19 protein-coding genes are annotated in these 20,235 nt (G+C 61.7%); 8 read left to right on the top strand and 11 right to left on the bottom strand.

From position 1 onward, the window contains the following. Positions 1-127 precede the first annotated feature (127 nt). Together AC07RO_RS21950 and AC07RO_RS21945 are read left to right on the top strand one after the other, a co-directional pair. Positions 128-499: a hypothetical protein gene (locus AC07RO_RS21950; RefSeq protein ID WP_192173753.1), complete on the top strand. Its 372-nt coding sequence runs from the start codon at positions 128-130 to the stop codon at positions 497-499. Between the two features lie 86 nt (positions 500-585). After that, positions 586-1,347 (top strand): YdcF family protein, encoded by a 762-nt coding sequence (locus tag AC07RO_RS21945; RefSeq protein WP_495087076.1) that lies wholly within the window; start codon positions 586-588, stop codon positions 1,345-1,347. A gap of 217 nt (positions 1,348-1,564) precedes the next feature. Here the strand turns inward: AC07RO_RS21945 and lnt are convergent, their stop codons facing one another. The 5 genes from lnt to miaB all read right to left on the bottom strand — a co-directional run bounded on the left by lnt (position 1,565) and on the right by miaB (position 7,075). Beyond that, positions 1,565-3,085 carry an apolipoprotein N-acyltransferase gene (gene lnt, locus AC07RO_RS21940; protein ID WP_495087075.1) on the bottom strand — a complete coding sequence of 507 codons (1,521 nt, stop codon included), beginning with the start codon at positions 3,083-3,085 and terminating at the stop codon, positions 1,565-1,567. 26 nt (positions 3,086-3,111) lie between these two features. Further along, complete coding sequence (locus tag AC07RO_RS21935; protein ID WP_037018000.1) at positions 3,112-3,954, bottom strand: CorC family transporter; 843 nt, start codon at positions 3,952-3,954, stop codon at positions 3,112-3,114. A 5-nt stretch (positions 3,955-3,959) separates the two neighbouring features. Next, on the bottom strand, positions 3,960-4,475 hold the full coding sequence (gene ybeY, locus AC07RO_RS21930; RefSeq protein ID WP_192173750.1) for an rRNA maturation RNase YbeY: 516 nt from the start codon (positions 4,473-4,475) through the stop codon (positions 3,960-3,962). After that, a complete protein-coding gene (locus AC07RO_RS21925) occupies positions 4,468-5,484 on the bottom strand; it encodes a PhoH family protein (protein WP_346631220.1) in 1,017 nt (338 codons plus the stop codon). Before AC07RO_RS21925 ends, ybeY begins: the two co-directional genes overlap by 8 nt. A gap of 262 nt (positions 5,485-5,746) precedes the next feature. Then, complete coding sequence (gene miaB / locus AC07RO_RS21920; RefSeq protein WP_282367219.1) at positions 5,747-7,075, bottom strand: tRNA (N6-isopentenyl adenosine(37)-C2)-methylthiotransferase MiaB; 1,329 nt, start codon at positions 7,073-7,075, stop codon at positions 5,747-5,749. 131 nt (positions 7,076-7,206) lie between these two features. Here miaB and AC07RO_RS21915 point away from each other — a divergent pair, with 131 nt between their 5' ends. Next, the gene (locus AC07RO_RS21915) at positions 7,207-7,533 is read left to right on the top strand and encodes a DUF1820 family protein (RefSeq protein ID WP_065988358.1); all 327 of its coding nucleotides are present in this window, start codon (positions 7,207-7,209) and stop codon (positions 7,531-7,533) included. A gap of 6 nt (positions 7,534-7,539) precedes the next feature. Here the strand turns inward: AC07RO_RS21915 and AC07RO_RS21910 are convergent, their stop codons facing one another. From AC07RO_RS21910 to AC07RO_RS21895, 4 genes are all read right to left on the bottom strand, one after another. After that, complete coding sequence (locus AC07RO_RS21910; protein WP_282367220.1) at positions 7,540-8,106, bottom strand: tetratricopeptide repeat protein; 567 nt, start codon at positions 8,104-8,106, stop codon at positions 7,540-7,542. 198 nt (positions 8,107-8,304) lie between these two features. Next, positions 8,305-9,588, bottom strand: a complete 1,284-nt coding sequence (gene hemL / locus AC07RO_RS21905) for a glutamate-1-semialdehyde 2,1-aminomutase (protein ID WP_346631222.1) — start codon at positions 9,586-9,588, stop codon at positions 8,305-8,307. A 56-nt stretch (positions 9,589-9,644) separates the two neighbouring features. Further along, entirely contained in the window at positions 9,645-10,271 is a 627-nt protein-coding gene (gene thiE, locus AC07RO_RS21900) for a thiamine phosphate synthase (RefSeq protein ID WP_074892695.1), read from the bottom strand. 23 nt (positions 10,272-10,294) lie between these two features. Next, entirely contained in the window at positions 10,295-11,092 is a 798-nt protein-coding gene (locus tag AC07RO_RS21895) for a hydroxymethylpyrimidine/phosphomethylpyrimidine kinase (RefSeq protein WP_192173744.1), read from the bottom strand. A gap of 471 nt (positions 11,093-11,563) precedes the next feature. Between AC07RO_RS21895 and AC07RO_RS21890 the strand changes: the two genes are divergently transcribed. From AC07RO_RS21890 to AC07RO_RS21875, 4 genes are all read left to right on the top strand, one after another. Further along, positions 11,564-13,519 carry a sensor histidine kinase gene (locus tag AC07RO_RS21890; protein ID WP_495087074.1) on the top strand — a complete coding sequence of 652 codons (1,956 nt, stop codon included), beginning with the start codon at positions 11,564-11,566 and terminating at the stop codon, positions 13,517-13,519. 200 nt (positions 13,520-13,719) lie between these two features. Further along, positions 13,720-15,366, top strand: coding sequence for an acyl-CoA dehydrogenase family protein (locus AC07RO_RS21885; RefSeq protein ID WP_495087124.1), 1,647 nt, complete (start codon positions 13,720-13,722; stop codon positions 15,364-15,366). A gap of 93 nt (positions 15,367-15,459) precedes the next feature. Further along, positions 15,460-16,923, top strand: coding sequence for an AMP nucleosidase (amn, locus tag AC07RO_RS21880; protein WP_065988354.1), 1,464 nt, complete (start codon positions 15,460-15,462; stop codon positions 16,921-16,923). A gap of 72 nt (positions 16,924-16,995) precedes the next feature. Further along, positions 16,996-17,628: an rRNA large subunit pseudouridine synthase E gene (locus AC07RO_RS21875; RefSeq protein WP_495087073.1), complete on the top strand. Its 633-nt coding sequence runs from the start codon at positions 16,996-16,998 to the stop codon at positions 17,626-17,628. Between the two features lie 181 nt (positions 17,629-17,809). On the opposite strand, the gene AC07RO_RS21870 is transcribed toward AC07RO_RS21875, so the two are convergent. Together AC07RO_RS21870 and AC07RO_RS21865 are read right to left on the bottom strand one after the other, a co-directional pair. Continuing rightward, entirely contained in the window at positions 17,810-18,289 is a 480-nt protein-coding gene (locus AC07RO_RS21870; RefSeq protein ID WP_074893299.1) for an Lrp/AsnC family transcriptional regulator, read from the bottom strand. A 409-nt stretch (positions 18,290-18,698) separates the two neighbouring features. Beyond that, positions 18,699-19,190: a hypothetical protein gene (locus AC07RO_RS21865; RefSeq protein WP_495087072.1), complete on the bottom strand. Its 492-nt coding sequence runs from the start codon at positions 19,188-19,190 to the stop codon at positions 18,699-18,701. Here AC07RO_RS21865 and AC07RO_RS21860 point away from each other — a divergent pair. Then, positions 19,176-19,910, top strand: a complete 735-nt coding sequence (locus tag AC07RO_RS21860) for a DUF6515 family protein (protein ID WP_192173742.1) — start codon at positions 19,176-19,178, stop codon at positions 19,908-19,910. The genes AC07RO_RS21865 and AC07RO_RS21860 overlap by 15 nt on opposite strands. The last annotated feature ends 325 nt before the right edge of the window (positions 19,911-20,235 follow it).

Here is a 20,235-nt window from a genome sequence, read left to right as displayed (position 1 = left end):
ACCCTGATTGCGTGCTCAAGACTCGGCATCTGCGGCATCCGCCGTTGGTCGCGGCACCGCGCCGGTTTTTGCAGTGGCGCTAAGCTTACTGACGGGGGTAAGTGTTTGTCTTCAGTGAGGTGAGCGGATGGCAGAGCTGCAGCATGAAGTAGAGCAACCTGATGTGTATGACCGTTTGATCGATCGTCTGGGCCTGGCTCTGGACACAGCAAAAACGGCGGTGCGGCTTCGAAACGAATCCCCCGCCGAGCTTGAGTTGCGTGGATTGAGCCACGCCGAGTTTCAGTTGATCGAGGCTTATCTGGGCAGGACCGAAATCGTTATCAAAGAAGATTCTTCGATCATCACGAGGGGAAGTTCCAGCACCTCACGGGAGCCTTCCGAGTCGATGCGAGCGCCGCATCCTCAAGCCAATGTCATCTGGCTCAAGGATCAGCGCCGAGTCAAGGTGTCGGCAAAGTTGAGTCGCTACAGTTCCACCAAACATTTCAAGCGTTAACTTCTGCGGGGGGCTGACCCCGGCCAATCGAGCATTGCTGCTTAGCGTCATTGCTTCTAGGCTTCGGGCATCTTTGGAGATGCCCGATGCCCTTTCGTTATTTCATCAAAAACCTGCTACTGCCTCCGGGCCTTTTCCTGCTGTTGTTGGTGCTCGCCTGGTGGTTGAAAAATCGCCGGCCGGTGTTGGCGCGGGTGCTGTTCGTCATCGGCGTTGGCGGCATGACCGCGATGAGTCTGCCCATTGTGGTGGAGTGGTCGGCGAAGGGCATCGAGAGCATTCCGCCGCTGCCCCAGAGCGAGTGGGCCACGCTGGCTCAACGTGCAGATGCGATCGTGATTCTGGGCTCTGGCCGTGAACGCAATGACCCGAGCTGGGGCACTGACATCCCGACAGGCGTTGCGCTGGAGCGCATGAGGTACGCCGCGCGTTTGTCGAAGGCGTCGGGCCTGCCGATCCTCACAACGGGCGGGCTGCATTACGGCGAGCCGCCAAGCGAGGCGGCGATCATGGCTGACTCCCTGCGCGACGACTTTGGCGTGAATGTCCGTTGGCAGGAAGGCGAAAGCCGCACGACCTGGGAAAACGCCAACATGACCGCCGCGATCTTGTTGCCCCAGGGCATCAAGCGCGTGGTCGTAGTCACCCAGGCCTGGCACATGCCGCGTTCGGTCTGGAGTTTCGAGAAGGCCGGATTTGACGTGGTTCCGGCGCCGGTCGGATTCCTGAGCGTGGACAACGCCCGCCCGTTCGGTGGCTGGACGCCGGAGGCGAGGGCGGTGTGGCAGAACGGGCAATTGATCAATGAAGCAGCGGGACTGGTAGGCTATCGCTTGTTTTACCGGTGACAGAATTGCCTTGGCGTCGTGGAGGACCCACGGCGTTGCGGTAGGCACTGTCCATGTGGGAGCGAGCTTGCTCGCGAAGAGGCCGGGGCAGCCGCTAGATCTTCGGCGCTGATGTGCCGTCTTCGTGATCAAGCTCACTCCCACAAGGTTGCGTTCGCTGCACGACGGCGCTGTGTCAGGACGCCGGGACCTCTACCGCAGAGAGCCGGCAACCGGCTCACACCGCCTTCGCCATCCTGCCTGCAAAGAACGCCCAGCCGATCAGCAGCAGCGACAGCAGGATCAACGGCCATGAGCGCCAGTGCAGGTAGGGCGTGAGGTTTTGCATCGGGGTGACTTCGCCGTACATCACAGCGCGCTCGAACTGCGGCACGGTGGTGGTGATTTCGCCAAACGGGTTGATCAGCGCGCTGACGCCGTTGTTGGTGGCGCGGATCATCCAGCGCCCGGCTTCCAGTGCGCGCATTTGCGCCATTTGCAAATGCTGCAGCGGGCCGATCGAGGTGCCGAACCAGGTGTCGTTGCTCACCGTCAGCAGCAGATCGCTTTGCGCCGAGAGCCCGGCGGCGAACTCCGGGTACACCACTTCGTAACAAATGAAAGGCGCGATCTCGTAACCCTTGGCTTGCAACAACGACTGCCCGGATGGGCCGCGCGCAAAGTCAGACATCGGCAGGTTGAAAAACGTAATCAGCCCACGCAGCAGGTCCTGCAATGGCACGTACTCACCAAACGGCACCAGCTTCTGCTTCAGGTAAGTGCCATCGCCTTCGCCTGTTACGGTAATGGCGTTGTAGTAACGGTATTCCCCATGGGTGCCTTTTTCTCGCAGCGGTACCCCGGTGATCAACGCCGAATCGCGCTCGGCCGCAAACTTGCCCATCACCGACAGATAACCTTCGACCGACTCCTTGAGCACCGGCACGGCGGTTTCCGGCCAGATGATCAGGTCCGCTTTTTTCGAGGTGAAGGTCATGCCCCGGTACAGCGCGAGTTGCGCGTTGAGCGCCGCCGGGTCCCACTTCATGCTCTGCTCGACGTTGCCCTGCATGGCCGCAACGGTGAGCGGCTTGCCCGAAGGCTCGGTCCAGGCGTGATGCTTCAGCGCCAGCCCGGCAATCCACGGCGCCAGCAGCAACACAATGCCAGCCGCCAATTTCGGCGCGCGTGTCCGCAAACGGGGCAGATTGCACAGCAGCGCTGCAGTCAGCGCGAGCACAAAGGAGATCAGCCACATGCCGCCCAATGGCGCGAGCCCTTTGAGAGGACCGTCGAGTTGGCTGTAGCCGGAATAGAGCCAGGGGAAACCGGTGAGGAACCAGCCGCGAAACATTTCCTGGCCGAACCACAAGGCCGCGAAGGCCAGTGAATCCGCCAGCGGGGCTTCGTTGCGGCGGATCCAGCGGGCCCAGATCCATGCCGGCAGGGCGAAGAAAAACGCCACCGCCGCGCAGAACAGCACCATCAGGAAAGCCGCCAGCCAGACCGGCGCCTCGCCATAGGTGTGGATGCTGACGTAAATCCAGCTGGTGCCGCCGCCGAACAGGCCAAATCCGTAGGACCAACCGCGCCAGAGGGCCTGACGGGGTGTGAGGTCGCGCAGACCCAGATAGAAAACCACCAGCGCGACAATCGCCAGTGGCCAGATATCGAAGGGTGCCAGGGCCAGGGTAATCAACGCGCCGGCCACCATGGCCAGCAGGTTACCGGGCCAGCCGGGGCGGGTGATCCAGCGCATTTACATTCCTTAAAACGGGTAGGGCGTTACGAGCGGTTGATCGGGCTCAGGCGCAGCAAGTGAATACGACGGCTGTCGGCATTCAGGATGCGGAAACGGTACGCGCCGATTTCGGTGATTTCATTACGCTTGGGCAGATGCCCGAACGCATTCATCACCAGACCGCCGACGGTGTCGAATTCGTCATCTGAGAACCCGCTGTCGAAGAACTCGTTGAAGCTCTCGATCGGGGTCAGCGCCTTGACCAGGAAGTCGCCACTGGGCAGCGGCTTGATGTAGCTGTCTTCCTCGACGTCGTGCTCGTCTTCGATGTCGCCGACGATTTGCTCGAGCACGTCTTCGATGGTCACCAAACCCGCCACGCCGCCGTATTCGTCGATGACGATGGCCATGTGATTGTGGTTGGCGCGGAATTCCCGCAACAGCACGTTCAGGCGCTTGGATTCAGGGACGAAGGTCGCCGGGCGCAGCAGGCTTTTCACGTCACCGCTGCCACCGTCTTCCTTGAGAATCAGCGGCAGCAGGTCCTTGGCGAGCAAGACGCCCAGCACGTCATCGTGGCTTTCTCCGATGACCGGGTAGCGCGAGTGCGCCGAATCGATCACGGCAGGCAGGAATTCGCGTGGGGTCTGGCTGGCCTTGATGCTGATCATCTGCGAGCGCGGCACCATGATGTCGCGGACCTGCAGGTCAGCGACCTGAATGGCGCCTTCGACAATGGCCAGCGCTTCACTGTCCAGCAGCTTGTTCTGATGGGCTTCGCGCAGCAGCTCCAATAGCTCCTGGCGGTTTTTCGGCTCATGGGCAAATGCCTGGGTCAGTTTGCCCAACCATGACTTTTGCCCGTTGCTCGATCGGTCTTCGCTCATAGCCCTTACTCGTGGTCCTTGGCTGATGTTTCTAAATGGGGTGTGTCGGAATGCGGACTGTCGACGGATTCGTCGTCGGCGTATGGATCCGGATAGCCAAGCTCTGCAAGCAACTCCCGTTCCAGCGCTTCCATCTCTTCGGCTTCGTCGTCATCGATGTGATCGTAGCCCAACAGATGCAGACAGCCATGAATCACCAGATGCGCCCAATGAGCGTCCGATGACTTGCCCTGTTCAGCGGCTTCACGGGTGACGACAGGCACGCAGATGACCAGATCGCCCAGCAGCGGGATGTCCAGCATCTCGTCGGGGACGTCGGCGGGAAATGACAACACGTTGGTGGCGTAATCCTTGTGCCGCCACGTGTTGTTCAGCTCTCGGCCTTCGGCTTCGTCGACGAGGCGAATGGTCAGTTCCGAGTCAGCCGAACGCTGGCGCAGGCCCATTTCACACCAGAGGCGGAACTGGGCTTCGCTCGGGGCGCTGGCCTGACTCGCACGTTGCAGATCCAGCTCAAGCATCGCTGCGAGTGTCCCGTGAACCCTGGGGAGCGGCCGGATTGTCGTTGCGTTCCTCGTAGCGCTCGTAGGCTTCGACGATGCGCTGCACCAACGGATGGCGCACGACGTCCTTGGGCTTGAAGTGGGTGAAGCTGATGCCCGGCACGTCCTTGAGCACGTCGATGACGTGGTTCAACCCGGATTTCGTGCCTTTGGGCAAGTCGATCTGGGTGACGTCACCGGTGATCACGGCGGTGGAGCCGAAGCCGATACGGGTCAGGAACATTTTCATCTGCTCGACGGTGGTGTTCTGACTCTCGTCGAGAATGATGAAGCTGTTATTAAGGGTGCGACCGCGCATGTACGCCAACGGCGCGACTTCGATCACCTGCTTCTCGATCAACTTGGCGACGTATTCGAAGCCGAGCATTTCGTACAGCGCGTCATACAGCGGGCGCAGGTACGGGTCGATTTTCTGGGACAGGTCGCCGGGCAGGAAGCCGAGCTTTTCGCCCGCTTCTACGGCAGGACGCACCAGCAGGATGCGGCGGATGGTCTCGCGCTCAAGGGCATCAACCGCAGCGGCCACGGCTAGATAAGTCTTGCCGGTACCGGCCGGACCGATGCCGAAGTTGATGTCGTTGGCGAGGATTTCCTTCACGTACCGCTGCTGATTCAAGCCACGGGGGCGAATCATGCCTTTCTTGGTACGCAGAGCGACGCCGACTTCGGCAGCAGGGTGGTTATCCAGCTCTTCAACGCCGGATTCCTGCAGGAACAGATGAACCATGTCCGGTGACAGTTCGGTCGCTTTCGTTTCCCGGTACAGCCGGCGCAGCAGGTTCTCTGCCGAGGTGGTTTGTTTGCGCTCGCCGATCATCTCGAACTGGCCTCCGCGATTGCGGATCTCGATGTCCAGGCGCTGTTCGATCAAGCGCAAATGCTCGTCGAATTGCCCGCACAGATTGGCGAAGCGGTGAGCCTCGATAGGTTCGAGGCTGAAGCGATGTGGTTCGATAGGTGCGTTCAAAGTGGTTTTGGGCCGCCCGACGGCAATGTGAAGTGACGTGAAGGATAACCCCTGCAGGCAGTGTCAGGAAGGGTTCACTCACGAATGGATAAATGAGCTGCGCAGACGCCCGGCGGGGCAGCCGATAACAGACAGCCCGCCGGGCCTGCGAGCTGAATCGTGCGCCGGTGCAGCCGACGTATGGCGGCTGTCCGACAGCAGATTCAGCGCGAGGGCCTGCGCATAAACATCATGCGTGGCGATTAGATTGGGACGCTTTGGCTTATTGCAACAACGACCCGCGCAGCGAGTGGGGTTGGGCGCTGTCGATGTAGACGTCGGCGAACTGGCCGATCAGCCGGGGGTTGTCGCAGCGGAAATTGACGATCCGGTTGTTCTCGGTACGGCCCTGCAGTTCGCCGGGGTCCTTCTTCGAATAATCGGTGACCAGAATGCGCTGCACGGTGCCGGCCATCTTGCGGCTGATGTCCAGGCCCTGGCGGTTGATCAGGTCCTGCAGCTGCTTGAGGCGCTCCTTCTTCACCTCTTCCGACGTGTCGTCGGGCAAATCGGCCGCGGGTGTGCCGGGACGTGCGCTGTAGACGAAGGAGTAGGAGAAATCCATGCCGACGTCTTCCACCAGCTTCATGGTTTGCAGGTGATCCTTCTCGGTTTCGCCCGGGAAGCCGACGATGAAGTCGGAGCTGATGCAGATGTCCGGTACCGCCGCGCGCAGCTTGCGCAGGCGTGACTTGTACTCGAGCACCGTGTGATTGCGTTTCATGGCCGCGAGAATCCGGTCTGAACCTGATTGCACGGGCAGGTGCAGATGCTTCACCAGTTCCGGGACTTCGGCGTGGGCCTGAATCAGGCTGTCGGAGAACTCCAGCGGGTGCGAAGTGGTGTAGCGAATGCGGTCGATGCCGTCGATGGCGGCGACCACGCGGATCAGTTCGGCCAGGTCAGCGAGGCGCCCGTCGTGGGTGGTGCCGCGATAGCCGTTGACGTTCTGGCCCAGCAGGGTCACTTCACGCACGCCGTTCTCGGCCAGATGAAGCACCTCGTTGATAACGTCGTCGAACGGCCGGCTGACTTCTTCGCCACGGGTATAAGGCACCACGCAGAACGTGCAGTACTTGCTGCAGCCTTCCATCACCGACACGTAAGCGCTAGGGCCATCGACACGGGGCTCGGGCAGGTGATCGAATTTTTCGATTTCAGGGAACGAGACGTCGACCTGGGGCAGGCGGGTGATGCGCGCCGCGTCGATCATTTCCGGCAGACGGTGCAGGGTCTGCGGGCCGAACACCACGTCGACGTACGGCGCGCGATCGCGGATGGCCGCGCCTTCCTGACTCGCCACGCAGCCACCGACGGCGATGACCATTTCCGGATTTGCCAGCTTCAATTCGCGCCAGCGGCCAAGCTGCGAGTACACCCGATCCTGCGCCCGCTCGCGAATCGAGCAGGTGTTGAGCAGGATGACGTCAGCGTCTTCCGCCCGTGCGGTGACTTCCAGTGCTTGATGTTCGCCCAGCAGATCGACCATGCGCGAGCTGTCGTACTCGTTCATCTGGCAGCCGTGGGTTTCGATGTAAAGCTTCTTGGCCATGCGGGGGTTCATCAGGTGATTCAAAGAACCGCGCATTATAGGGATGCGAGCCCCGGCTTCCTAGCGTCGTCTAACCAGCGGCATGCTATAGTTCGCGCCCTTTTCAAAACGCTGATCACTGCCTGCCTGTTATGACCAAACGCGAAGCTCCAATCTACAAGGTGATTTTTCTCAACCAGGGACAGGTGTTCGAGATGTACGCCAAACAGATCTATCAGAGTGATCTGTGGGGTTTTCTGGAAGTGGAAGAGTTCGTCTTCGGCGAGCGCACCACCGTCGTGGTCGACCCCAGCGAAGAGAAGCTCAAGGCGCAGTTCGATGGCGTAGTGCGCAGCTTCGTGCCGATGCACTCGATCGTGCGGATCGATGAAGTGGAGCGGATGGGCACAGCGAAGATCACCGAGGCGCGTCACACCGGCAACGTCATGCCGTTTCCGATGCCCATGCCGGACAAGTAATTCAGATCAAGGCTTGTCGCTGTCGGCAGGGAAGGGCGCAAATGGCGTGCGTCCTTCAGCGGTCTGCAGCTCCAGCAGGTATTTGCGGAAGATCTGCCCGAGCACTTGGGTGGCCACGTCGAGATCTTCGCGCTTCATTTGCGCGGACACTTCGTCCGCCTGATCCAGCGCATCTTCCGAACCGTTGACCGCCGCCATCTTCAGCACGATATACGCCTGAATGTTGTTGGCCTGCACCCCTTCGCCACGAAAGAACATCAAGCCCAGTTGGTACTGCGCCTGGGCATGCCCCTGCAACGAAGCTTTTTCGAAGTAATTGAGTGCCTGGGTCAAGTCACGTGGCGCACTTTTGCCCTCGTAGTAGAACTCCCCCAACTCGTATTGCGCCTGCGCATCCCCATCCTGAGCCGCCTGCTGACAAGCGGACAACGCTGCTGGCAGGTTGTCTGGCTGGGTATTGAGGGTGCAACGACCCACCGCCGGGATCAACAACGAGTTGCCACCTGCATTAGCCAGCAGGGGATGAAGAAGCAACAGGCAGCCCAATGCAAGGGTGCGGCCGGTGCGATTCATGGAAGTCGACTTACCTCTGAAAAAGGTGCGGGCATGCCCGTCCAGCGAAACGTGCTGGCTGCGCATTATGAAATAAGCGAGGGCAACCTTACAAAGTCTTTACTGATTTTCTGCTGCGCGGGCTTGATTGGCCTGAATTCAGGGAGGTTGAGCAGGCTGTAGAGACGCGGGCGCAATCCGTTGCGCCCTGTCTACCCGTCATTTCAGTTGGGCGAATGCCTTTTCCGCCGCGTCCAGCGTCTGCTGCAACTCTGCGTCGCCGTGGGCGATCGAGGTAAAGCCGGCTTCGAACGCGCTCGGCGCCAGGTACACGCCGCCTTCCAGCATCAGGTGGAAGAACTGTTTGAAGCGATTGGCATCGCTGGTCATCACGTCCTGGAAGGTGACGATTTCTTTGGCGTCGCTGAAGTACAGGCCGAACATGCCGCCCGCCTGAGTGGTCACGAACGGGATGCCGGCGGCGTCGGCGCGCTGTTGCAGGCCTTCCAGCAGGCGCGTGGTGAACGCACTCAACTCATCGTGGAAACCCGGGCGGCTGATCAGACGCAGGGTGGTCAGTCCCGCCGCCATTGCCAGCGGGTTTCCCGACAGCGTGCCGGCCTGATACACCGGGCCCAGCGGCGCGATGTGCGACATGATTTCGCGTTTGCCGCCGAAACAGCCGACCGGCATGCCGCCGCCGATGATCTTGCCGAAGGTGCTCAGGTCCGGCTTCACGCCGTAATAGGCTTGGGCCCCGCCGAGGGCGACGCGGAAACCGGTCATCACTTCGTCGAAAATCAGCACTACGCCGTGCTCGTCGCAGGCCTCGCGCAGGCCTTGCAGGAAGCCCGGCGCAGGCGGCACGCAGTTCATGTTGCCCGCCACCGGCTCGACGATGATGCACGCCACTTCCTGGCCGACGTCAGCGAGCATCGTTTTGACCGCGTCGATGTCGTTGAACGGCAGCGTCAGCGTGTGCTTGGCGAAAGCCGCCGGTACGCCGGGCGAGCTCGGCACGCCCAGGGTCAGCGCGCCGGAACCGGCTTTCACCAGCAGGCTGTCGGAGTGGCCGTGGTAGCAGCCTTCGAACTTGATGATGCTGTCCCGGCCAGTGAAACCGCGGGCCAGACGGATCGCGCTCATGGTCGCTTCGGTGCCGGAGCTGACCATGCGCACCATTTCCATCGACGGCACGATCGAGCAGACCAGATCGGCCATCTCGGTTTCCATCGCGGTCGGTGCGCCGTACGACAGACCGTGTTCCAGCTGCTTGCGCACGGCATCCAGCACGTCCGGATGACTGTGGCCCAGAATCATCGGGCCCCACGAGCCAACGTAATCGACGTAACGCTTGTCGTCTTCATCGGTGACGTAGGCGCCGACCGCGTGTTTGAAGAACAGCGGCGTGCCACCGACGCTTTTGAACGCGCGGACCGGCGAGTTGACGCCGCCGGGGATGTGTTTCTGGGCGTTGGCGAACAGGGTTTCAGAACGGGACATGATGAGGTCTCTGTTTGAATCGGAATGAATGAGTGCGTAACCGGCCTGATGCAGAATCAGGCGGGTTTGAACAAATCGTTGAAAGCCCGGGCGCGGCGAGTAACTTCCTGAGTGGTTTCAGCGCCGAACAGCCCGTGCACGACGGCCAGCAGATCGGCGCCGTGGGCCACCAGCGGCGCGGCGTTTTCCAGGGTGATGCCGCCGATCACCGCAATGGGCAGCTTGATGCGTTTGCGTGCCTGGCTGAGCAGGTCGAGGCTGCAGGTCGGTGCGCCGGGTTTGGTCTGGGAATTGAAGAAGCGTCCGAAGGCGACATACGAAGCGCCGTCGGTCTTGGCCTTGTCGGCCAGTTCCAGCTGTGCGTGGCAGGTCGCGCCGACAATGGCTTTGTGACCGAGCAGGGCGCGGGCGTCAGGCAGCGAGCCGTCGGTTTGCCCAAGGTGCACGCCGACGCCCAGGCGCGCGGCCACTTCGGCGTCGTCGTTGATGATCAGACGGGTCTTGTAGCGCTCGCACAGCTTGAGCAGCGCCGAGGCCTCGCGCAGGCGGCGGGTCTCGTCGCCGGATTTGTCGCGGTATTGCAGCAGGGTCACGCCGCCATCGAGGGCGGCTTCGACGTAAGACAGGAATTTGCCGGCCAACAGCTGGCTGTCGGTCACGGCATACAAGCCACGTAATCTCATCAGGGTGCCTCTTTTTCGTGGCGTTACGAGCAGAAATCCAGCGGCAGGCGGCGCGGAACGAATTGTCCCCGGCCCAGCTGTTCGGCATCGCGCAGCGTGCGCCAAGTGTAGTCCAGCGCCATTTGTACCGCGCCAATCAGGTCCTGGCCCTGGGCCAGTCTTCCCGCCAGGGCGCTGGCCAGTGTGCAGCCGGAGCCGTGATAGCTACCCGGCAAACGCTGACAGGTGAAAGTGCGTGACTGACCGCCGCGGATGTACAGACGGTTGTGAACTTCGTGCTCATCGCCATGACCGCCGGTGATCAGCAAGTGCTCGCAGAACGGCAGCAGCTTTTCGGCACATTCATCGGCGGTGCCTTCAGGCAGTTCGGCGAGGATGCGCGCTTCCGGCAGGTTTGGCGTGGCGATGGTGGCCAGTGGCAACAGACGCTCGCGCATGGCGTAACCCACTTCGTCCTTGCCCAACCGACCGCCGCCACCGGCACGCAACACCGGATCGCAGACCATGGGCAGATGCGGATGCGCGGCCAGCAGTTCAACGACGGTGTCGACCATCTCCAGCGAACCCAACATCCCCAGCTTCACTGCCGCGACGGTGGAATCGTTGAGCACGGCATTGGCTTGCGCCAGCACCCACTCGCGGTCCAGCACGCGAAAGTCAGTGACGTTCACGGTGTCCTGAACGGTCAGGGCGGTGACAGCGGGAGCGGCGTGGCAACCCTGAGCAAGCAGGGCTTCGATATCCGCCTGCAAACCGGCGCCGCCACTGGGGTCGTGACCGGAGAGACAGAGGACAACAGGGCGGGAGCTATAGATATTCATGGTGCGCGAGCTTACCACTAAACTTTTTGCCAGTGGGACCGGCTTCAGCCGGGAAGGGGCCGGTGCAAACACAATCATTTTTGCGGCAGGACGCCTGCTGTGAGTAGGACCGGCTTTAGCCGGGAAGGGCTAGTGCGTACGCCATCAATTTTGCGGTGAGACATCCGACGCCTTCCCGGCTAAAGCCGGTCCCACCAGGTGCATTGCGATCAGCCTGTACTGCTTGGCAATCTGGCCAAAGCCAGTCCTGCATGTGAACGAACCCGTCTCACCCAATGCACAGATTTAGATGGTGTCATCGAGCTATCAATCGCTATCCTGTGGCGCTTCATCTGTTCCGCCAAAAGAGTAAATGCAAGTGCGTTGCCCGCTGACCCTTTCGACCCATACAGCGGTCGCTCGCAAAATTGCGAAGCCGTTCCACGTCCCCACGGCGGCCCGCGCCCGTCATCAGTGCCAAGGCGGTGACCCATGCGCCTGGTGCTGATTGCGCTGTTCTGCCTGTTTCCTGTGTTCGCCAGCGCCGTGGACTTCGATGAAAACACCCGCACCCTGGCATTGGGGCGCGACACCCAGGTGTTCGAAGACCCCACCGGCGATGCAACCATTCAGCAAGTCTCGTCCCCCGAGGGCGCCGCACGCTTCAAACCGCTTTCCGGTCCGTCGCTCAACGCCGGGTATTCGCGCTCGGCGTTCTGGCTAAAGGTGCGTCTGACCTATCGACCGGGCAACCCGCTGGCGTCCGCCGACTGGTTGCTCGAACTCGCCTACCCGCCGATGGACCACGTCGATCTGTACCTCGGCAACGGCGACGCGCGCCCCAGTCTGGTCTGGCAGACCGGCGACATGCTGCCATTTGCCAGTCGGCAGATTAAACAGAACAACTACGTCTTCGATCTCAACCTGAACGCCCACGAGACCAAAGCCGTTTACCTGCGCGTCGCCAGTCACGGCTCGGTGCAGGCGCCGCTCAATCTGTGGGCCAGCCACGCGTATATAGAAGAGCAGCCGTCGCGCCTGTACATCCTCGGCATGATTTACGGCGTGCTGGCGGTGATGCTGGTCTACAACCTGTTCATCTACCTGAGCGTGCGCGACACCGCGTACCTGCATTACATCCTCTACATCACCTTCTTCGGCCTGTATCAGGTGTCGGTCAATGGCGCGGCGATCGAGTATTTCTGGCCCGACAACCCGTGGTGGGCCAATACCTCGACCACTTTCCTGATTGCTGCCGCGATCCTGTTTGCCAGCCAGTTCACCCGTAAATTCCTGCAGACGCCGAGCCTGGGTCGCTGGCTGGATGTGCCGCTTCTGGTGATGATGGTCTGCGCTGCGGTGATCATGGCGCTCGCGTTGAGCATGGATTACGGCGTAGCGCTGCGGCTGGTGACGGGGCTGGTCTTGCTGTTCACGCCGGTGGTGCTGCTGATCGGGCTGGCGGCGTGGTTCAAGGGGCGGCGGGTCGCGCGGTATTTCATTATCGGCTGGTCGGCGTTCCTGATCGGCGGAGTGGTCAACGCGACCATGCTCCTCGGGCATCTGCCCAACAACTTCTGGACCATGTACGCCAGCCAGATCGGTTCGGTAATCGAGGTGGCGTTGCTGTCGCTGGCGCTGGCCGACCGCATCAATGCCATGCGTGAGCGCGAGGCGCAGATCATGGCGCAATCGCAGCAGGGGCTCGAAGCCCTCAATCAGCAATTGGCGGTGAGCAACCGGTTGAAGGATGAGTTTCTCGCCACGCTGACCCATGAACTGCGCACCCCCATGAACGGCGTGATCGGTTCGCTGGAGTTGATGCAGATGGACGTGGCCGACAGCGAGATCGAGCTGTATCGCCAGACCGCCGCCGACTCGGCGCAAAACATGATGGGTATCGTCAACGGCATTCTCACGCTGACTGAACTGCAAGCGGGCCGCATCACCGTGCGCAACGAGCCATTCAGCCTGCGTCATGTGCTGTTTCAGCTGCGCAGTGGCTTCGAACCGCTGGCCCGCAGCAAGGCGCTGGCGTTCAGTGTGGAACTGGACGAGACGCTGCCGGACAGCCTGCACGGTGACGGCATCAAGTTGCGCCAGTGCCTGGAGTGCCTGCTGGACAATGCGATCAAGTTCACCAAGACCGGTTCGATCAGAATCCGCGTCAATGGCCAGCGCCCAGACGCCGAGCAGGTGCGGCTGGTGATTGACGTCATCGACACCGGCATCGGCTTCAGCCGTCTTGATGAAGAAACGCTGTACGCCAACTTCTTCCAGGTGGATGGCTCGACGACGCGGGAATACGGCGGGCTGGGCATCGGTCTGGCGATTTGCCGACAGTTGATTGAATTGCAGGGCGGGCGCCTGAGCCACCAATCCGAGCCGGGCAACGGCAGCCAGTTCCGCTTGAGCCTGGATGTGAAGATCGCCGCGCAAACGGTGTAGGAGCGCCACCCCGGTCACTCCTACATGGGCCGTGCATCCCGCGGGATGTGCATCAACTCTGATGCCAGCCATCGACAAGGCAAAACCGCCGTGATTTCGTCTTTTATGGCGCTGTCGCCGGTGCGGGGTGCGTGATTCACTAGGTCATCTGCACGACCGCCGCGTGCTGCCCGGACCGGAGTCGCCTCATGGACCAGCGCATCAATCTGCATCAGTTCGCCGAGACCCACGAAGTCACCAATCAGCCGCCTTCTCTGGACGGCACTAACCTGTACCGCATCGACCTGCCGCTGCAAGAGTGGTCGCAGCGCTTCGGCGCGGGTTGGGCACGGGACCGAATCGATGCCTATGGCGCACTGGCCGGTGGCCCATTGATGGAAGCGGGTTTCCTCGCCAATCAGAACAAACCGGTGTTCGCCAGCCATGATCGCTACGGCCATCGAATCGATCTGGTGGAGTTTCATCCGGCGTATCACCAACTGATGCAGGCAGCGGTCGAACACGGCATCCCGTCGCTGCCGTGGACCGACCCCCGCGAAGGCGCCCATGTTGCCCGCGCGGCGATGAGCTATTTGCACACCCAGGCGGAAGCGGGCAGCGGGTGTCCGCTGACGATGACCTTCGCCAGCGTGCCGGCCCTGCGTCTTCAACCGGACCTGGCCGAGACCTGGCTGCCGAAGATCCTCGCCACCCACTACGACCCGCGTAACGTCGGCATCGCCCACAAGGCCGGGGTGACTATCGGCATGGCGATGACCGAGAAGCAGGGCGGCACCGACGTGCGCGCCAACACCACCCGTGCGTTTCCGGTCGGCCAGCCTGGACCGGGTCAGGCCTATGAATTGGTCGGGCACAAATGGTTTTGTTCGGCGCCCATGTGCGACGCCTTTCTCACCCTGGCGCAGACCGACAAGGGCCTGACCTGTTTCCTGCTGCCACGCCATCGCCCGGACGACACCCGCAACGCGTTCTACATACAGCGGCTGAAGAACAAACTGGGCAACTGGTCCAACGCCTCCAGCGAAGTGGAATTCCGTGGCGCCCTGGCCTGGATGGTGGGCGAGGAGGGGCGCGGCGTGCCGACCATCATCGAAATGGTGGCGATGACGCGCTTTGATTGCATGACCGGTTCCAGCGCGCTGATGCGTCAGGCCCTGACCCAGGCCGCGCACCATTGCGCCCACCGCAGCGTCAGCGGTCGTGTGCTGAGCGAGCAGCCGCTGATGCAAAACGTGCTCGCCGATCTGGCGCTGGAAAGCGAAGCGGCCCTCGCACTGACCTTGCGCATGGGACGCTCGCTGGAGCGTCTGGATGACGGTCACGAAGCCCGTTTCGCACGACTCGTAACGGCGGTGGGCAAGTACTGGATCTGCAAGCGCGCGCCGGCAATGATCAACGAAGCGGCGGAATGCATGGGCGGTGCAGGCTATGTCGAGGACAGCATCCTGCCGCGCCTTTACCGTGAGGCGCCGGTCAATTCGACGTGGGAAGGTTCCGGCAACGTGCAGTGCCTGGACGTCCTGCGCGCGCTGTCCAAAGAGCCCGGCGTGCTGGATGCTTTGTTCGATGAGCTGGGCGACGGTCATGGCGACAGGCGACTGGCCGCGCATATTCATGGCTTGAAGGAGGCGTTTCAGGACACCGGCGACATCCAGTACCGCGCCCGTCAACTGACCGAAGACATCGCCGTGGCGCTGCAGGCAAAACTGCTGCTGGAAGCGGGCAATGCCGTGGTCAGCGACGGGTTTATTGCCGGGCGCCTGGAACGGCCGGGGCGCGTCTACGGCGCCTTGCCGCGCGGGGTGGATGTTCAGGCGCTGGTCGCGCGGTCATCGCCGCAGGTATAACGCGTCCATTGCCGCGTCGGCCGCAGGCAAATCGTGCCTTCGTCATCTGTTGCAGGCAAGATATGCGCTTGCAAGATAAGAAGGATATGCATCGTGACCGAAGCTTTCATTGTCGTAGAAACTGCCGAACACGCCGTTGACCGGCTCGCTGAGCTGCACGCACGGGCAACCACCGCCTTGAGCCAGGCGCTCAAGCGCTACCTGAAAGACCGCGTCGAACCTACTGCTGCCGAGCGTCTGACGTTTCGCTACCCCGAGTTGCGCCTGACCTACCACTGCCAGGGCGAAGTGCCGCTGACCACCCGCGCCTACGCCAAGGTTCAGTTGCCGGGGACTTACAGTGTCACCGTCACCCACCCGGCGGCGTTCCGCAAATATTTGCTCGAACAACTTGTGCCGTTGATGAACGACTTCACCGTGACGGTGGAAGTGGGCGTCAGCGAGCAGAACATCCCTTACCCCTACGTGGTCGAGCAGGGCGATGAGCTGGCCGGTACCGGCGTCACCGCTGCGACCCTGGCCCGCGTTTTCCCGAGCACGGATTTGTCGGCGGCCACCGATGGCATCGCTGACGGTCTGTACGACTGGGCCAACACCGATCCGCTGCCGCTCGCGTTGTTCGACGCCGCCCGTGTGGATTTCTCGCTGCGCCGTCTGGTGCATTACACCGGCAGCGACTGGCGCCATGTTCAGCCGTGGATCCTGCTGACCAACTACCACCGCTACGTCGACCAGTTCATCGTGCATGGCCTGGAAAAACTGCGCGACGACCCGCGCTTCGTGAAGATGGTCCTGCCGGGCAACGTCGTCGTCGACAAGAGCATGGATTACGGCGAAGCCCAGGCCATCGTCTCCGGTGTGGTCTGGCACCGCTACCAGATGCCGGCCTATCACCTGATCGCCGAAGACGGCCATGGCGTGACATTGGTCAACATTGGCGTCGGCCCGTCCAATGCCAAGAACATTACCGACCACCTCGCGGTATTGCGTCCCCACTGCTGGCTGATGATCGGGCACTGCGGCGGCCTGCGTCAGTCGCAGACCATCGGCGACTACGTGCTCGCCCACGCCTACATGCGCCGCGACGGTATTCTTGATCGCGTGCTGCCGCCGAACATTCCGATCCCGGCGCTGGCCGAGGTGCAACTGGCGCTGCAGGAGTCGGCGGCTCAGGTCACCGGCGAGCGCGGCGACGATCTGAAGAAGCGTCTGCGCACCGGCACGGTCCTGACCTACGACGATCGCAACTGGGAACTGCGCTGGGCCCAGGAACGGCCGCTGATCAACCTGTCCCGCGCCGTGGCGGTGGACATGGAAAGCGGCACCATCGCCGCTCAGGGTTATCGCCTGCGGGTGCCTTACGGGACCTTGCTCTGCGTCTCGGACAAACCGCTGCACAGCGAAATCAAACTGCCGGGTTCGGCCAACGCGTTTTATGAGCGGGCGGTCACCCAGCATTTGAAGATCGGCATCGCCGCGCTGGACCTGATGCGCACGCAGCTCAACTCGCTGCATTCGCGCAAACTGCGCAGTTTCGACGAGCCGCCGTTCCGTTAAGACGCTAGGCGTTCAACGAAAGGGCCACTAAAGTGGCCCTTTCTGTTTCTGTCATTTTTTTACCGGTTTCCCATGCCCCGCCACCAACGTCCCGATTCCCGCCGTCCTTCGCCTGATCGCACGGGCGCGCCCCTGCGTGTCGCCAAAGCACCGCCCGCCCAACCGCGGTTGATTCTGTTCAACAAACCCTTCGACGTGCTGACCCAGTTCAGTGATGGCGAAGGCCGGGCGACGCTCAAGGATTTCATCGACATCCCCGGCATCTACCCGGCCGGGCGCCTGGACCGCGACAGCGAGGGCTTGCTGCTGCTGACCAACGACGGCCAATTGCAGGCGCGCATCGCCGACCCCAAGCACAAGCTGGCGAAAACCTATTGGGTGCAGGTGGAGGGTGAGCCGACGGAAGAGCAACTGCAGAAGCTGCGCAACGGCGTCGAACTGAACGACGGCCCGACGCTGCCCGCACAGGCTCGGCAACTGGACGAACCGGAGCTGTGGCCGCGCAACCCGCCGGTGCGGTTTCGCAAAAGCGTGCCGACGAGCTGGCTGGAACTGGTGATCAAGGAAGGCCGAAACCGCCAGGTGCGCAGAATGACCGCGGCAGTCGGCCTGCCGACGTTGCGACTGGTGCGCGTGCGGATCGGCGACTGGAGCCTAGAAGGGCTGGACCAGGGGCAGTGGCGGGAAGTGCCGGCGAAGCTTTGATTGAAGAACTGCGGCAAGACCCGAATTAGAATGCTGCTGAGTTCCATTGTGGGAGTGAGCTTGCTCGCGAAGGCGTCATCTCTACCGGCAGTTATTCAGCGTCTTAACGGGCCTCTTCGCGAGCAGGGTAGATCGGCACCCCGGTCGCTCTCACAAAAACCTGTACCTGTGCGGACGCGCTTCAGCCGCGCAAATGCACCAGCGGCAGTTCGGTGCTCGCCAGTACCTGATTGAGCACGAAGCTGGAGCGCACGCTGGTCACGCCGTCGATGCGGGTCAGATGGCCGAGCAGAAATTTCTGATAGTGATCCATGTCCGGGACGACGACCTTCAGTTGGTAATCGGCGTCGATGCCGGTCACCAGGCTGCATTCCAGCACCTGCGGCAGGTTGCGGATGTGCTGCTCGAAATTCTCGAAGCGGTCGGGCGTGTGGCGATCCATGCCGATCAGCACATAAGCCGTCAGGCTAAGGCCTAGTTTCTTGCGGTCCAGCAGCGCGACCTGACCCACGATATAACCGTCGTCTTCCAGCTGTTTGACGCGGCGCGAGCAGGGTGAAGGCGACAGGCCAATCCGCTCGGCCAGTTCCTGATTGGAGATGCGCGCGTCCTTTTGCAGTTCGGCCAAAATACTCAAGTCATATCTATCGAGCTTGCTCACGATAAGCGCCTTTATTGAATGGATTGCGCAAGATTATTCATCTGAAGTGAATTATTGCGCAAGTGGTGTTTTCACCAGCAATATTCGCAATCCTCTGTCGTCCGCCAAGGCCTATTCTTTTAACCAGAATCACTGCCCGGACACAGCGTCCAGCGCGGCCCGCCGAATCAGGCCAGCCGCGGCCTCCAGCCCGACAGGGTTGATCAGGCCACCGGGCTACGCACTGTCCAGAAGACGATGCGAGGTGAGCCGATGCCACAAGCGTCGAGCCAGGACGAAGTATTCCAGAGAGGGCCATCGAGCCCTCTTTTTTTGTGCCCGGCTTTTGGCCAGCACCGCAGCAAGCGCTTCTATAGTTTCATCTGCCACGCTGATAGAGTGCGGCGAACGGCGCACCCGACTCGCAGTCCTATCCCATAGGTATCCGCGCCGTAGTGAGGAAAGCATGAACACGCGCATCTGGCGTTTGGCAGGTGTCAGTCTCTTGGCCTTGAGCATCAGTGCTCAGGTGTTGGCCGACGACAATAATCAACAGCAGCAACAGCAGCGTAACGAGCAGCAGCAGCGCCAACAGCAGCAACGTGGGTTCGAGATGCAGCGCCAGCAGCAGGAGAACCAGCGCGGCTTCAACGACAACCAGCAGCGTGAGCAGCAGCAACAACGCCAGCAACAGCAGAATCAGCAACAACAGCAGCGCCAGCAGGAACAGGTGCAGCAACAGCGCCAGATTCAGCAGAACCAGCAGGAGCGCGCCAATCAGCAGCGCCAGCAGCAGGATCGCGAGCGCAATCAGCAGCGTGACGATCAGCGCCAGCAGCAGCAGCAACGCCAGCAACAGCAGGATCAGCAACGACGCCAGCAAGAGCAGCAACAACAGCAGCGTCAGTTGCAGGACCGTCAAGGCGGTCTGCCGATTCAGGGACGGCCGGACACGGTGGTTCAGACCCAGGAGCCGCGTCAGGGCTTCTACCGCGACCAGCCCCGAGACAACCGCTGGCGCGACGGCGACCGTCGTCCCGATAACGGCAACTGGCAGGCCGGCCGCCCCGGTGGTCATGGCGACGGCTGGGGATCGGGTCCGCGCTATCGGCCGGGTTACGAGATCGATCGCATGCCGGGTGGTTACTCGCGGGTGCCTTATCGCGGCGGGGATTACTTCTACTCAGGCGGTTACTGGTATCGCCCACAGGGCCCGCGTTATGTGGTCGTCCAGCCTCCACGGGGCGTTCGCGTCCGTTACCTGCCCGACTACGCGCAACAGGTCTGGCTCGGCAGCGCGCTGTTTTTCGTCGCCGCCGGGACCTATTACACCTACGAGCAGAACACCCAGGAATACGTAGTCGCCGAGCCGCCGCAGAACGTCGAGCCGGTGTATTCACCTCAGCAGCCGCAGCCCGTTCAGCAGGCAGCGAATCCCTACGATGTTGTCGCCTACCCGCCTGAGGGCAAGCCGCAACAGGAAATCGAACAGGACCGCTACGACTGCTACCGCTACGCCGTGCAGCAAAGCAATTTCGACCCGGCAGGCGCAGCGTATCAGCCAGCACCGGAAGTGCTCGGTGTGTACCGTCAAGCGATGGCCAGTTGTTATGCAGGGCGGGGGTATAGCATTCAGCAGTAGAGGCGCGGGCACGCAGGCCGGAATTCGGAATGCCCTAATGGGACCGGCTTCAGCAGGGAAGAGGCCGGTTTGAGCGACATGAGATTTGCGGTGTGACAACCGACGCCTTCCCGGCTAAAGCCGGTCCCACTAAGTGCGCGCGGTGTGTCAGTGGGACCGGCTTCAGCCGGGAAGAGGCCGGTTTGAGCACCATCAGATTTGCGGTGTGACAACCGACGCCTTCCCGGCTGAAGCCGGTCCCACTAAGTGCACGCCGATAGTAGGACCGGCTTTAGCCGGGAAGAGGCCGGTTTGGGCGACATCAGATTTGCGGTGTGACACCCGA

Source organism: Pseudomonas sp. GW821-FHT07F05 (genome assembly GCF_059418765.1).
The sequence above is the reverse complement of the archived record's forward strand: the minus strand, read 5'-3'. Positions and strand labels throughout refer to the sequence as shown.